This window comes from Phyllobacterium sp. CCNWLW109, assembly GCF_037203905.1.
In the GTDB taxonomy this organism is placed as follows: Bacteria; Pseudomonadota; Alphaproteobacteria; order Rhizobiales; family Rhizobiaceae; genus Phyllobacterium; species Phyllobacterium ifriqiyense.
Genome location: NZ_JBBCBK010000002.1, coordinates 399364 through 414080 on the forward strand (window position 1 = coordinate 399364; position 14717 = coordinate 414080).

Consider the following 14717-nt stretch of genomic DNA (forward strand, 5'->3'; position numbering starts at 1 on the left):
TCGTAATGGATGCAAAAGAAACACCAGTGCTATTAATCCACCCTGTTAACAATCGGAATCAGTTTGTCAGTAAGCTTTGACAACCCATTGCGCCTAACCGACATTTGCTTTAAAGGCCCGCCATGAACACTCCCACTCATCCCGATACAGTCCTCATCGTCGATTTCGGCAGCCAGGTAACTCAGCTGATTGCGCGTCGCGTTCGCGAAGCCGGTGTCTATTCCGAGATCGTTCCCTTCCAATCAGCTCAGGAAGCGTTCCACCGCATCAAGCCTAAAGCAGTCATTCTTTCCGGCAGCCCACATTCAACTGTCGATATTGGCAGCCCGCGCGCGCCGCAGGATGTATTCGATTCCAATGTCCCGGTTCTTGGCATCTGCTACGGTGAACAGACCATGTGCGCACAGCTTGGCGGCAAGGTTGAAAGTGGGCATCACCGCGAATTCGGACGCGCTTTTCTTGATATCCAAGAAGAATGCGCGCTATTCGACGGTATATGGGCCAAGGGCACGCGTCATCAGGTTTGGATGAGCCATGGCGATCGTGTCGTCTCGATTCCTGAAGGCTTCAAGGTTGTCGGCACCTCGACTGGCGCGCCTTTCGCCGCCATCGCAGACGAAGCCAGAAAATATTACGCCGTGCAGTTTCATCCTGAAGTCGTGCATACGCCTGATGGCGCAAAGCTCCTCCAGAACTTTGTCCATCGTATTGCAGGAATTGAGGGTGATTGGTCCATGTCGGCCTACCGCGAAAAGGCGGTCGATCTCATTCGCAAACAGGTTGGTGACAAGAAAGTCATCTGCGCCCTATCAGGCGGGGTTGATTCGTCCGTAGCGGCTTTGCTCATCCACGAAGCGGTTGGCGATCAGCTTACATGCATCCTTGTTGACCATGGTCTGATGCGTAAGGGCGAGGCGGCAGATGTGGTCAGCATGTTCCGCGAGCACTATAATCTGCCACTTATTCTTGTGAATGCACAGGATCGTTTCATTGACGCGCTCGAGGGCGAAAGTGATCCGGAAAAGAAACGCAAGACGATCGGCCGGCTCTTCATTGAAGTCTTCGAGGAAGAAGCCAAGAAACTTGGCGGCGCGGATTTCCTTGCTCAAGGCACGCTCTATCCAGATGTGATTGAAAGCGTTTCCTTCACCGGCGGTCCTTCGGTGACGATCAAGTCGCATCACAATGTTGGCGGCTTGCCTGAACGCATGAATATGAAGCTCGTCGAGCCTCTGCGCGAACTTTTCAAGGATGAAGTGCGTGTGCTCGGTAAGGAGCTTGGCCTGCCGGATCATTTCATTGGCCGTCATCCTTTCCCGGGTCCAGGTCTGGCAATCCGTTGCCCGGGCGGCATTACCCGCGAGAAGCTTGAAATCCTGCGTGAAGCAGATGCCGTCTATCTCGACGAAATCCGCAAGGCCGGACTCTATGATGTGATCTGGCAGGCTTTCGCTGTTCTCTTGCCCGTGCAGACTGTTGGTGTCATGGGTGATGGACGCACCTACGAATTTGTCTGCGCCCTGCGCGCGGTGACATCGGTCGATGGCATGACGGCGGATTTCTATCACTACGATATGAACTTCCTCGGCCAGGCGGCGACTCGGATTATCAATGAGGTTAAAGGCATTAACCGCGTCGTTTATGACGTGACATCGAAGCCCCCAGGCACAATCGAATGGGAGTGAAGGCGCGTACTGAAGAGTAGAGCGGGATCGAGCAGCGTGTTAACAGCGATGTTGTCCCAGCATAGGTGAAGCGAGCCGCAACATTGTCGCCTTCGGCGATCGTTTCCTCTAGAGTCCACTGGATGTCAGGAAAGCCGACGCGCATCATTTCGATGATCTCGAGATATCCGGTGGGTCCGACCACTGGCTCGGGACGTGTTAAACAATTGAGCGGCCTTTGTCTTGCCGATCTTTACAAGTTCGACCGGAGGATTAGACCTTCTCGGCATCCTATTAGGCAAGTCTCGTCTCAAGTGCCTGCGAACATGCGGACGGTTCTTGAGTATGTCCGACCGACCCGAATTTCGCTACCGTCGACCAAAACCGCAATCAATGCCGAGAAGGGCGCTTGCTTCAGTTTGGCAATGCAGTTCCGACGCACGATTGCGCCGCGATGAATGCGCATGAACTCGGAAGCGTCAAGCCGCCGTTCCATTGATGCAAGGCTTTCATGGTGTAGAAAATATCGATCCGTGGTGTGTATCCGTACATAGTCCCGGTCGGCTTCGATCCAATTTATCTTTTCCAGCGGCAGCCGAATGGCATCGCCTTGATGCTTGAGCCAAAGATCGGTCTGCCGCGCCTCGTCTTTGCGCAAGGCCAGGCGCAGGGCAAGAATTGTTTCCTGAAGTTCTTCGACACGTTCGACACTATTGCGTGCCTCGACGGCAAGGCGAGCGCGAACCATGGCAGAATGCAACCGGGATGGTTCTATGGGCTTGGTCACATAGTCGACCGCGCTTGCGTCGAAAGCGCGAAGAGCGTGATGATCAAATGCCGTCACGAAGATAATGACGGGCACATCTGTTCCCAGTTGTTCAAGCACATCGAACCCGCTGCCACCCGGCATCTGAATATCGAGTAGCATGATGTCGGGCATTAACTCACGGGCATGGTCATAGGCCTGACGGACGTCGCCTGCTTCTCCTATTGTCCGAAATCCCGGCAGGGCATCGAGCATGCGAACCAACCTCCGGCGCGCCAATGGTTCGTCGTCAACGATGAGTACCGAAAGGTCCTTCATGCGAGCCTCAAAGGCATGGTCAGGGAGGCCTTGAAGCGGCTCGGGGTGATATATCCCGCCACACACGAGCCTGCACCCGGAAAGCGGGTTTCCATGCGATGGGCAACGTTTTTCAACCCTATTCCCATGCCGTGTGTACGGCGCGGGTTTGGTGCATCAGAAACATCATTCTCGACGGAAAGGTTTAGAACCTCGCCAACGCGACCGGCGCTGATCAAAATCTCGACCATTCCGGGCTTGTCGCTGACGCCATGCTTGACGGCATTTTCGATGAGCGGTTGCAGGATGAGGCTCGGGACGAGCGCATTCTCCAATTCCCGTGCCACATCGACACGCACCTTCATGCGATCCGAAAAGCGCTCCCCTTCAATATTTAAATAGCCGGTTTGCAATGTCAGCTCGTCCGCCAGTCTTACATCGTTGAGGGGATCAAGCTCCAGGGTGGTGCGCAAGAACGATGAGAGGGATAAAACCATGCGGCCTGCTCCCACCGTATTTCCTTCTTCAACCAGACCCGCAATCGAATTGAGCGTGTTGAAAAGGAAATGCGGGTTTACCTGGTATCGCAAGGCCCGCATCTGAGCTGACAGGGCTTCCTCACGCGATGCAGCCAGACGCCGCTCGTTTTCCCTTATCTCGAAGCTGTAGAGCAAGGCGACGAAGAGGCAGGACCAGCCCAGGAAAACAGACATGCCATAAACCAGGGTGTAACCGAAATTCGTCCAGTTGAATGTAACCGTTTGAGGCAACATGTAGACATAATATATCGCAAAATCGATGTAGGCGTTGATCACGGCGGCAAGGAGGGACAACGTGAAACAGGTCATGATTTTGACCGCCAGATGCACATTGTGCAGCCGGTAAATGATGAAGGAAATCGCGAATGTCATTGCGATGCTGAACAGCATCAAAATGAGTTTTCCTATAGCAGATTCGAGGGGGTCGACGCCGAGAATTCCCCACAATATGCTGCTGATGATAAACTCGGTTGACCAGTAAAAAATGCCGAGCCAAACCGTGGCACTGCGCACCTTGGCACCATAGAACCCACCATCCGCCAATTTTGCTTCGCTCACTTGCCCCATATGCTCTTTATCTTCCAATGCGTCCCTCGTGTCGAGAACCGCTCGTCGATCAAAAGCAGCCGTTCATAGAAAAGCCAAGCGCTTCGTCCGATAGCGACGTCGTTGGTAGAAAGGCGATTCTTCCCCGTTGGGTTTTGCGGTAGCCGTTTGTGTATGGTGCTTCCCCGCGCCGTTATTATCGGGGGCATTTCAATTCTTGATCGAAGCCCATAACGCCTGTGGAATAAATGTGACGGAACGACCAGAAAAAAGTCGAACGATTATAGCGGATGATCATCCACTGTTTCGCGAAGGGTTGCGCCGCATTGTCCAACGCCTTTATCCATTTGCTGAAGTGCAGGAAGCGGGCAGCCTGGGTGAAATGTTGGCCTTGGCCCGCACCGGACCAGCGCCAAGCACATTTATTCTTGAGTGGGTTTTTCCTGGTCTCGATCCTGCCAGATCAATCGCGGATTTACGGCAGGAATTCAGGGATTCTTCCATAATCCTTCTGTCAATGCTGGATGATGCAGCAATAATCGACCGAATTGCCGACATGGGCGCGAATGGCTTTATCAGCAAAGCCGTGATGCCTGACGAAGTAAGCGCCGCGATACGCAGCATCGAAGACGGAGAGTTTGTTATCAAACGATCATCGTCGGTAACATCATCTCCCAGCAGCCATCGATCTGACTTTTCTTTTCTCACAGCACGGCAACGCGAAGTCTTGCGGTTGATTGCAGAGGGAAAAACCAACAAAGAAATTGGCCGGAAACTGGACATTTCTCCCTACACCGTAAGCATTCATGTATCGGCGCTTTTGCGGGTTTTGAATGTAAGCTCGAGATCGGCAGCAGCCGCCAAGGCGGTCATTGGAGGTTTCGACAGTCGAGCATAGCCGCAAGTCCGGATAAACCTTGGACAAACCTGCTATTGCCGCTGAAGCTCGACTGTCCGTTTGAGGGCGGTTTCGAAGCCTTTGAGCGATACCGCGAAGGTGAGATCCTTTTCTGTATCGCTGGCAAAAACGCCGAGGTTCAAAACCTTTCCTTTACGCAACACATTGGCGGTGGTGCCGGTGAATGTCAGCGGGACAATGCAGCCTCCCGGCATACAGGTGCGGAACCGCGATGGCTTTCCCGCTGGGCTATCATCAATACGGAACGAGACACCTAAGTTCCCCCAATAGCGATGTATAAATAATACTTTTAACTCACTAGTTTATGGGGCAACTCAGGGTCAACGAAGTTCGTATAGTGAAGATTTGCTATTGATTTACTTGAAAATATTCTTGTCGAATAAATGATATTTAAGTTTAAGCATTTAAGATCAATAAAGAGGCTATGCTTTTGGAGAGTGGTGATTTGTAAAGGTCATCGCATCAATATGCCAGGCTGTTTTCCGCGCCACCGCGCATCCACCAACGCTCTTTCCAAAAATTTATGTTCCGGGTGAAAGGCGCCCCGATTGTTGCGTGCATTGCGGGAAGCCCCTGAAACGCTTCGCTATTCCTTTCTCAAACGACCTTGCATGAAGGTTGCCCAGTCCGATCCCGGCTATCGGAAGGTCCAAACTCAATTTCTCTCGCTTGACAAATTTTGCAGCAAGTGAAATTATTTTCACTAAGAGATAAAAATATCAAAATTGCTCAGGGTGGAGACATGGCAATGGTGAGTGGCAGTTCTCTTCGCGAAGAAGAGTCCAGCATGGCAGCGCGCGCTGCCTGGCTCCATTACGCCGGTGGTTTGACCCAGTCCGAGGTTGCAAAGCGTCTCGGCCTAACATCGCTCAAAGCCCATCGTCTGATCATGAAGGCCAATCAGGAAGGGCTGGTAAAAGTCTATATTGATGGCGAAGTTTCAGAATGCGTCGAGCTGGAGCAAAAGCTGTCCACCCGTTACGGGCTCGATTACTGCGAAGTCGTTCCAGATTTTGATCCTGAGGAACTGCCGCTAAAGGCTCTTGGCATTGCCGGAGCTCAATTTCTTAAGCGTGAAATCGAACGTGATGGCGAACTGCTTATTGGCATGGGGCATGGGCGGACGCTTGCGGCCTGCGTTGATTATCTGCCGCGCATAGCCAGCAACAATGTGCGTTTCGTCTCGCTGCTTGGCGGCTTGACCCGAAAGTTTTCCGCCAATCCGCACGATGTTATCCATAGGCTGGCAGAGCGTATTGGTGCAGAGGCCTATGTCATGCCTGTTCCGTTCTTTGCCAATACGGTCGAAGACATGGATGTCTTGTTCAGTCAGCGCGGCGTGCGCGAAATATTCGACATGGCAAAAAGCGCCAATCTCTCAATGGTCGGTATCGGCACTGCTGAGCGCGAAGCCTCGCTGGTTTCAACGGGCATGATCGAGAAAAGCGAGATTGAGGACATTAAGAATGCGGGAGGAGCGGGAGAGCTTCTCGGCCATTTCTTCGATGATGCCGGTCAGGCGATACAGACAACCTTGTCTGATCGCACATTCACATTGAGCCGGGAGGACCTGAAAAAGCAGCGATTGATTGCCGTTGCAGGTGGCAGGATGAAGGTGCGGGCCATTCGGGCAGTGCTCGAAAGCCGGTGCCTTAACGGACTGATAACAGACGAGAAAACGGCACAACAGCTTGTCGCCAACGTTATCTGACGCATGTCGGAAAAGGTGCGGGAAATCGCATCCAGGAGGAAATACCGGTGGGGTATCCGGTCCATAATACCCGATAAAAAGGAGGAGAAGACCAATGCATGACAAGGAAAAAGACCTTATCAGCGCTTTCCTGCGCGGATCGGTTGACCGTCGCGGCCTGTTAAAGGGGCTGGGCACAATGGGCATTACTGCGGCCAGCGCCGGCACATTGATGAATATGATGTCGACCAATGCGCAGGCAGCCGATTTTGATTGGAAGAAACATTCCGGCAAATCCCTGAAGCTGCTTTTGAATAAGCATCCCTATGCGGATGCGATGATCGCAAATCTTCAGAATTTCAAGGATCTGACGGGCATCGACGTCAAATATGATGTATTTCCGGAAGACGTCTATTTCGACAAGGTAACGGCAGCTCTGTCATCGGGTTCGACCGAATATGATGCGTTCATGACCGGTGCCTATATGACGTGGACCTATGGTCCTGCGGGCTGGATCACCGATCTGAAGGAATGGATCAATGATCCGGAGAAAACCAATCCGAACTATGCATGGAACGACTTCCTGCCCGGCGTGAAAAACTCCTGCGCATGGAACGGGATTCCAGGTGGCGCACTTGGTTCGGAAGACGCCAAACAATGGTGTATTCCATGGGCGTTCGAACAGAACAACATCACCTATAACCGCGATATGTTTAAGAAAGCCGGAGTCGAGGTTCCGGGCAATATTGATGAGATGATTGCAACTTCTGCCAAGCTTCAAAAGGATATTGGCGGCATTTACGGCATTGGTGTGCGCGGTTCACGCTCATGGGCAACGATTCATCCGGGCTTCCTGTCCGGCTATGCCAACTTCAACCAGAAGGACCTGAACGTTTCTGCTGATGGCAAGCTTTCAGCAGCCATGAACACGGCCGAGTCAAAAGCGTACCACACCAAGTGGGTGCAGATGATTCAGGAAAGCGGTCCGAAGGATTGGTCCACCTATACCTGGTATCAGGTAGGTACGGATCTTGGCGCCGGTGCTTCTGCCATGATTTTCGATGCTGATTGCCTCGGATACTTCATGAATGGCGGCGACAACAAGATGGCAGGGAAGCTTTCTTATGCGGCGTTCACAGCCAATCCGGAAGCCAAGGCATCGACACCGAATATCTGGATCTGGTCGCTGGCCATGTCCAATTTCTCCAAGGACAAGGACGCAACCTGGTACTTCCTGCAATGGGCTTCCGGTCCAGAGCATGCATTGTTCGGCGCAACCAAGATGGACTTTGTTGATCCGGTTCGCCAATCGATCTGGAAGGATGAAATGTTCCGCGAGAAGCTGAACAGCAAATATCCGGGCTATGTCGAAATGTTCGACGCATCGGCCGCTGGCGCAAGCATCAAGTTCACGCCGCAACCGCTCTTCTTCGACGTTACCACCGAATGGGCCTCGACGCTCCAGAAGATGGTCGCCAAGGAAGTGCCGATTGATGAGGGTCTAGACCAGCTTGCTCAGAGCATTGATCGTCAGCTCAAGGAAGCAGGCCTCGGCTGATCTTCATCCCGCCAATACCCGGCACCCAAAGTGCCGGGTATTCCGGTGCGCGACAAGCGTAATTGCCCTAAATAATAAGGAGCTTTAAATTGGCTTCACCATCCATTCCCAGAAAGCCGGCTTCAAGGTTCAGAATCAGCAGGAAGATGCTTCCCTATGTGCTGAGTCTGCCAGCATTGCTTGTCTGCATCGGTATTCTGATTCCGTTCGTCACCGCCGTCATTTATTCATTTCAGCGCTACCGGTTGAGCCAGCCATGGAGCCGCCAGTTCAACTGGGGCGAGAACTATTATAACTTTCTGTTCAATGATCCGGGCTTCTGGAACACGCTGAAAATATCGCTGCTCTATGCCGGTATCACTGTAACGTTGGAGCTTTTGCTCGGACTTGGCATTGCCTTGCTTTTGCAAAAGCGCTCCCGCGTCAATAATTTCATTTCGATCATGCTTCTCCTGCCACTGATGATTGCGCCAGCGCTCGCGGCGCTGATGTGGAAGCTGATGACCAATCCGGGTTTCGGCATTCTCAGCTATCTGGCAAGTTGGGTCGGGCTGCATAATTTCCGTTGGGCCTCATCGCCCGATACGGCGCTCCTGACGGTCGTGCTGGTCGATATCTGGGTCTATACGCCCTTTATCATGATCCTGCTTTTGGCCGGTCTGCGCTCGCTGCCGACCCAACCCTTCGAAGCTGCCGCGCTTGATGGTGTGCCGCGCACCTTCGTGTTCTTCCGCATTACCTTGCCGATGCTGACGCCCTATATTTTGACCGCGACGCTGTTCCGCCTGCTCGACTCCATTCAGCAGTTCGACATCATCTATGCCATGACGCAGGGCGGCCCCGGCAACGCGCTGACGGTGTTTCAGGTCGAAGCTTACCTGAACTTCTTCCAGTCGACGAATGTTGGACGGTCAGCGGCTCTGATGGTCATCCTTTGGGCGATCACCTACCTGCTCTCCAATATCTTCATCAAGAACTGGCTGCGGCTGCGCGAACGCGCTCGCGGCGAGGCGTGAGGAGTACATTATGGAAACCACATCCACACTCGAAAAATCCCTGCGCTTCCTTGCGCTGTCGCTGGTCGTTATCTTCTTCATGTTCCCGATCCTCTGGATATTCCTTATGTCGTTCCAGACGAACGAGACCATTTTGCAGATACCGCCATCCATTGTGTTCACGCCAACACTGTCCAATTATGCAGCGCTCATTACAGGCAAGCTGACGACCTCCGCTGGTACACTTGATATTGCCTTCATGCGCAATCTCGGCAATTCGGTCTTTCTCTCGGTCACCTCGGTTGCACTGTCTCTGGTGCTTGGCGTCCCTGCGGCCTATGCCTTTGCCCGCCACAAGTTCCGTGGCTCGGAAGATATTGCTTTCACGCTGCTGTCTTTCCGCTTCGCGCCGCCGCTTCTGGTATTGCTGCCGCTAACGCAGTATTTCCAATGGCTTGGTCTGTCGGATACTTATTTCGGTCTCATCTGGGTTTATCAGTTGATCTGTCTGCCATTGATCCTGTGGATTGTGCGCGGTTATTTCGAAGATATCTCGGCTGATGTTGAATATGCCTATCGCATAGCGGGCCACTCGTGGTTTGCCACATTCCGCAAGATCGCCTTGCCTCTGGCTGGTCCCGGCATTGCGGCAGCAGGCCTGCTCGCCTTTATTTTCGCCTGGAATAATTTTGTCTTCGCGCTGGTCCTGGCATCTGCCGATAAACAGCCGGTCACAGTTGGCGCTCTCGCCTTTGTTACCTCATCCGGGATCCAGTACGGCCAGATCGCCGCGGCCATTGTGCTTTCCGTCACTCCGACGCTCGCGCTCGCTCTTTATGCACAGCGCTATCTCGTTGAAGGGCTTTCGCTTGGCGCGGTGAAGGGATAATCCTATGACCACTTTACAACTCAAGAATATCGTCAAGCGCTACAAGACCAATACGGTTCTCGATGACCTGTCGCTTGACGTAGCAGATGGCGAGACGTTGGTCCTGTTCGGCCCGTCCGGGGCCGGAAAGACCGTCCTCCTGCGTCTCGTCGCCGGTGTGATCGATCCAGATGAGGGAAAAATCCTGATTGGCGGCGAAGACATGACCGATGTCGATGCGGAGCATCGCGGCATTGGCATGGCGTTTCAAAATTTCGCGCTATTCCCGCATATGAGCGCTCACGACAATATCGCCAGTCCTCTGACGGCAACCCGCTCTTCCGCCGAAGCGATCAAGGCGGGTGTGGGCAAAGTGGCGAAACTACTCAAGATCGACCATGTGCTGTCGCATCATCCCAAGGCGCTTTCCAACGGGCAGAAGCAACGCACTGCACTGGCCCGTGCCTTAGCTGGTTCACCGCCGCTGCTTTTGCTGGATGATCCCTTGCGCAATGTCGATGCGAAGCTGCGCTTTGAGATGCGGCTAGAGCTTCCTCGGCTTCTCGCTTCGCAAGGCGCGACAGTTGTCTATGTGACGCAGGACTATAAAGAAGCCATGGCACTTGGTGACCGCATTGCAGTCATGGCCAATGGCAAAATTCGCCAGATCGGAACGCCGGAGGAGATCTATAATGCGCCTGCCGATATCGGGATTGCCAGCCTGTTCGGCGACCCGACGATCAACCTCCTTGATGTCGTGCCGCAAAAGGATGCTGGTGGCATTTATGTTGAGATTTCCAAGGTGCGCGTCCCTCTGCCGGGTATGCCGGATAATGTTGTGGGACAAGCTTGCGTCATTGGCATCCGGCCAGAATCAATCACCTTTGCCAAGGACACGGTGAAGGGTGCCGTTCCCATTGAGGTCGAGGCTGAAACCCCGCTGAATGAAAAGACTGTCACGCTGGTCGTAACAGTGGGCAAGCGCGAGCTTTTGGTTTCCCGTCCGGCGGGAACACCAGGCCCCGTATCAGGGCCCGCTTTTATCCTCATCGACGGCAAAACCACATTTCTTTTCGACAAGGCCAGCGGCGCATTGATCCGCAAGGCAGGCACGACAGAGCAGGGAGTGGCAGCATGAGTGATACTGCTCTGTTGATCAAAAACGTCGACAAATTCTATGGCCCCATTGACCACGGTGTTCATGCGGTCCGCAACATCAGCATGGATGTGAAAAAGGGTGAGATTATCGCTCTCCTTGGCTCATCCGGTTGCGGCAAGACATCGACATTGCGCATGGTTGCCGGTTTTGAAGCTGTATCGCGCGGTACCATTTCGCTGAAAGGCCGCGAGGTTCAAACCTTCGCCCCGGTCCGGCGCAATGTTGCCATGGCCTTTGAAGGCTATTCGCTCTATCCGCCTTTGACAGTGAAGGAAAATATCGCCTTCGCGTTGAAGTCTTCCAAGCTCTCGCAGTCTGTTGTCGAAGAGAAGGTCGCCTATATCGCCAAGCTTCTGGAGATCGAGGATATTCTTGGGCGTTATCCAAGTTCAATCTCCGGTGGTCAGCAGCAGCGCGCCTCCCTTGGTCGTGCCTTGATCCGTGATGCCGATCTGCATTTGCTTGATGAACCAATGGGACAGCTGGAGCCGCAATTGCGGGCGGTGCTGCGTGGCCGCATCAAGCACTATATCAAGGAGCGCGGACTAACCGCTATCCTCGTGACCCACGACCAGACCGAAGCCAATGCGCTTGCAGATCGTATTGCCGTCATGGAAGGCGGTGAGTTGCAGCAATTCGATACGCCGCAAATGATCAAGGAGCGACCGGCCAATCTGTTCACCGGCACCTTTGTCGGTGAGCCGCCCATGAATGTCTTCGAGGCAACGGTCTCGAACAGTGACACCAGGATTACTTTCGGTCTTAATCAAGGTGTGAAGCTGGAATATGCCGCTTCTGACTTTTCGCCAGCCGTGCGCGAAGAGTTGAAAAAACACCAAAAAGTCGTTGTTGGCATTCGGCCCTATGCGGTTCGCCGTAGCGAAGGCGGCGTTCATGCGCGCGTTTCGGTCAATCAATGGCTCGGCGACCAGACCCATATTGCGGCAGACTTTGCCGGTGGATCGCTGGTACTGGTCGAGCATGATCGGACGGATGTGGCAATCGGCGATACGATTGCGGTTCGTCTCGATCCGGCCAGCCTGCATGTATTCAACGGCGAAACCGGCGTCGCTATTAGTCACGGTCAGGAGCTTGCGTGATGACACGCGATATCCTCATAGGGATTGATGCGGGAACCTCCGTCATCAAATCCGTGGCCTTCGATCTTGCCGGTCGTCAGATCGCATTTGCCTCTACCCCCAATAGCTATGAGACTATCGGCAGGGCAGGGGTTGTGCAGGATCTGGCACGCACTTGGGCCGATGCAGCCAAGACGCTGCTTGAACTTGCTGGGAAGGTTGAAAATCTGGCCAGTCGCACTGTGGCTGTCTCGGTAACGGGACAGGGCGATGGGACATGGATGATCGACAAGAATGGCGAGGCTGTTGGCAAGGGCTGGTTGTGGCTTGATGCGCGTGCCGGTAATGTAGTTGACAATCTGCGCAAGGAACGCGGCGATCTTGGCCGCTTCACCCATACTGGCAGCGGGCTTGCCGCCTGCCAGCAGGGTTCGCAATTGCGCTGGATGATGAATGAGGCTCCGGAGCTTTATGCCGGTGCGACGACGGCGTTCCATTGCAAGGACTGGCTCTATTTCAAATTAACCGGCAAGCGCGCCACCGATCCGTCGGAGGCCGTGTTCACCTTTGGCGATTTTCGCACGCGCGCCTATTCAGACAGCGTGATTGACTTTCTTGGGCTGGAGAAACTCAAATATCTTCTGCCGGAAATCGTCGATGGCGCTACAACCCATCACGAGCTTGAGGGCGAGGCTGCACGAAGCACGGGCTTGCTGGAAGGCACGCCTGTCGTTCTGGGTTATGTGGACGTGGCCTGCACCGCGCTTGGTGCCGGGCTTTATGAACCGGGAACAGATACGGGATGCTCGATCATCGGGTCGACCGGCATGCATATGCGCCTTGCGACCAGCCCCGACGATGTGCAGCTGAACCGCGATCTGACGGGGTATACAATGTGTATGCCGATCCCTGGAATATATGCGCAGATGCAGTCCAATATGGCGGCAACCCTCAATATTGATTGGGTATTGTCTGTCGCCGGCGACCTTTTCAAAAGTGTCGGGATTGAGAAGTCGAAAACGGAATTGCTCGCTTATGTAGAGACCTGGCTCGCCGATGCGAAAGCCGCTTCGGTCATTTATCACCCCTATATTTCCGATGCGGGTGAGCGGGGTCCCTTTGTTGACGCGACAGCCCGTGCTTCCTTCATAGGTTTTTCTTCGAGCCATAGGTTCGGCGATCTTGTGCGCTCTGTGTTTGATGGTTTGGCGCTGGCTGCCCGCGATTGCTACTCGGCGATGGGACCTTTGCCAAAGCGGGTTCGAATAACGGGCGGCGCGGCGCGCAGTGCTTCGCTGCGCAAAATTTTGGGCGGGGCTCTCGGTGCCTCGGTACAGACCAGCGAGCGTGAGGAGGCAGGAGCCGCAGGTGCGGCCATGATCGCAGCCGTATCACTTGGTATTTATGGCTCAATGGCAGATTGCGTCAAAGATTGGGTAACGCCTTTCCAGCGCCAGCCGGAAGCTGCCGACGAAGAACTGTCCCTGATTTATGAAAAGGCTTTCCCGGCCTATCGCCAGTCAAGGCTGGCGCTGCAACCGACATGGCACATGCTAGCCAGCAGCAATTGACGAATAGGAAGACCGCAATGACCAAGAAAATAGCCATTATCGGCGACAGGTTCATGCTCCCGGAAGTGTTCCGGGAAAAGATCGTGGAGCTATGTGGTGACGAGCACGATATTCGCACGCTGCAACAGCCCTGGCCGGATGTTCCAATGGAACATGGCTACGCGGTCAAGGGCATGGACGGGCTGAAGGAATATCTGGGTGATCCTGATGAGGTTGTCGAGTTCATCGGCGATGCCGAGCTTTTCATCACCCAGCTCGCTCCAATGTCTGCGGGTATGCTGGAGCGTCTTCCGGATTTGAAGTTTGTCGCGGTTTCCCGCGGTGGTCCGGTTAATATCGATATGAAGGCGGCCCGCGATGCGGGTGTCCTTGTCGTCAATACGCCAGGTCGCAATGCCAGCGCCGTTGCCGAATTTACTCTTGGCGCAATATTAGCCGAAACACGGCTTATCCGCAGCGGCCATGAATCCCTGCGCAAGGGTGAGTGGCGCGGCGAGTTGTACCGCGCTGACAAGACTGGTCGTGAGCTTTCCGAAATGACTGTCGGCGTTATCGGTTATGGCAATATAGGCACAAAGGTCGTTCGCCTGTTGCGGGCTTTCGGCACGAAAGTTCTGGTGCACGATCCCTATGTCCAGCTATCGGCTGATGACCGCAATGCGGGCGTTGAGCATGTAGCACTGGATGATCTGCTCTCCCATTCTGATGTTGTAACCCTCCACCCGCGTGTGACGGAAGAAACCAAAGGCATCATGAATGCCGAGGCCTTTGCCAAGATGAAGCAGGGGGCGATTTTTGTGAATACTGCGCGCGGCCCGCTGGTTGATTATGATGCGCTGTATGAAGCGCTCACCAGTGGCCATCTTGGCAGTGCAATGCTCGAAACATTTGCCGTGGAGCCCGTTCCTGCCGATTGGCCACTGCTGCAACTTCCCAATGTAACGCTCACGCCGCATATTGCAGGCGCCTCCGTGCGCACGGTCACCTATGCGGCTGAAATGGCCGCAGAGGAGGTACGGCGCTATATAGCTGGCCTGCCGCCGGTCAATCCCTGCTGAGGCTATCA

Annotated in this window: 14 protein-coding genes; 10 read left to right on the forward strand and 4 right to left on the reverse strand. The window is 54.0% G+C overall.

Annotated features, from left to right (window positions below; all coding sequences use genetic code 11):
- Window positions 1-122 precede the first annotated feature (122 nt).
- A complete protein-coding gene (gene guaA / locus V9K92_RS07205; RefSeq protein WP_115055165.1) occupies window positions 123-1685 on the forward strand; it encodes a glutamine-hydrolyzing GMP synthase in 1563 nt (520 codons plus the stop codon).
- Here the strand turns inward: guaA and V9K92_RS07210 are convergent.
- The 3 genes from V9K92_RS07210 to V9K92_RS07220 all read right to left on the reverse strand — a co-directional run bounded on the left by V9K92_RS07210 (window position 1627) and on the right by V9K92_RS07220 (window position 3851).
- Window positions 1627-1869 (reverse strand): ester cyclase, encoded by a 243-nt coding sequence (locus V9K92_RS07210; RefSeq protein WP_336440519.1) that lies wholly within the window; start codon window positions 1867-1869, stop codon window positions 1627-1629. The two genes, guaA and V9K92_RS07210, sit on opposite strands and share 59 nt — an antisense overlap.
- A gap of 105 nt (window positions 1870-1974) precedes the next feature.
- Entirely contained in the window at window positions 1975-2748 is a 774-nt protein-coding gene (locus tag V9K92_RS07215; RefSeq protein ID WP_115055150.1) for a LytR/AlgR family response regulator transcription factor, read from the reverse strand.
- Entirely contained in the window at window positions 2745-3851 is a 1107-nt protein-coding gene (locus V9K92_RS07220; protein WP_337353662.1) for a sensor histidine kinase, read from the reverse strand. Before V9K92_RS07220 ends, V9K92_RS07215 begins: the two co-directional genes overlap by 4 nt.
- Before the next feature lie 211 nt (window positions 3852-4062).
- Here V9K92_RS07220 and V9K92_RS07225 point away from each other — a divergent pair, with 211 nt between their 5' ends.
- Entirely contained in the window at window positions 4063-4710 is a 648-nt protein-coding gene (locus tag V9K92_RS07225; protein WP_307283136.1) for a response regulator transcription factor, read from the forward strand.
- A gap of 32 nt (window positions 4711-4742) precedes the next feature.
- Here the strand turns inward: V9K92_RS07225 and V9K92_RS22840 are convergent, their stop codons facing one another.
- Window positions 4743-4925 (reverse strand): invasion associated locus B family protein, encoded by a 183-nt coding sequence (locus V9K92_RS22840; protein WP_443094449.1) that lies wholly within the window; start codon window positions 4923-4925, stop codon window positions 4743-4745.
- 554 nt (window positions 4926-5479) lie between these two features.
- Here V9K92_RS22840 and V9K92_RS07235 point away from each other — a divergent pair.
- The 8 genes from V9K92_RS07235 (at window position 5480) to V9K92_RS07270 (ending at window position 14709) form a co-directional block, all read left to right on the forward strand.
- Entirely contained in the window at window positions 5480-6442 is a 963-nt protein-coding gene (locus tag V9K92_RS07235) for a sugar-binding transcriptional regulator (protein ID WP_370878857.1), read from the forward strand.
- Window positions 6443-6536: 94 nt separating this feature from the next.
- Entirely contained in the window at window positions 6537-7979 is a 1443-nt protein-coding gene (locus V9K92_RS07240) for an extracellular solute-binding protein (protein ID WP_115055144.1), read from the forward strand.
- A 146-nt stretch (window positions 7980-8125) separates the two neighbouring features.
- Window positions 8126-8995: a carbohydrate ABC transporter permease gene (locus V9K92_RS07245; protein WP_115055143.1), complete on the forward strand. Its 870-nt coding sequence runs from the start codon at window positions 8126-8128 to the stop codon at window positions 8993-8995.
- A 10-nt stretch (window positions 8996-9005) separates the two neighbouring features.
- Window positions 9006-9863 carry a carbohydrate ABC transporter permease gene (locus tag V9K92_RS07250; protein WP_307283147.1) on the forward strand — a complete coding sequence of 286 codons (858 nt, stop codon included), beginning with the start codon at window positions 9006-9008 and terminating at the stop codon, window positions 9861-9863.
- Window positions 9864-9867: 4 nt separating this feature from the next.
- Complete coding sequence (locus V9K92_RS07255; protein ID WP_115055141.1) at window positions 9868-10980, forward strand: ABC transporter ATP-binding protein; 1113 nt, start codon at window positions 9868-9870, stop codon at window positions 10978-10980.
- Window positions 10977-12101 carry an ATP-binding cassette domain-containing protein gene (locus V9K92_RS07260; RefSeq protein ID WP_115055140.1) on the forward strand — a complete coding sequence of 375 codons (1125 nt, stop codon included), beginning with the start codon at window positions 10977-10979 and terminating at the stop codon, window positions 12099-12101. The genes V9K92_RS07255 and V9K92_RS07260 overlap by 4 nt, the downstream gene beginning before the upstream one ends.
- Window positions 12101-13651 (forward strand): FGGY-family carbohydrate kinase, encoded by a 1551-nt coding sequence (locus V9K92_RS07265; protein ID WP_337353664.1) that lies wholly within the window; start codon window positions 12101-12103, stop codon window positions 13649-13651. The genes V9K92_RS07260 and V9K92_RS07265 overlap by 1 nt, the downstream gene beginning before the upstream one ends.
- A gap of 17 nt (window positions 13652-13668) precedes the next feature.
- A complete protein-coding gene (locus V9K92_RS07270) occupies window positions 13669-14709 on the forward strand; it encodes a 2-hydroxyacid dehydrogenase (protein WP_336440513.1) in 1041 nt (346 codons plus the stop codon).
- Window positions 14710-14717 lie beyond the last annotated feature (8 nt).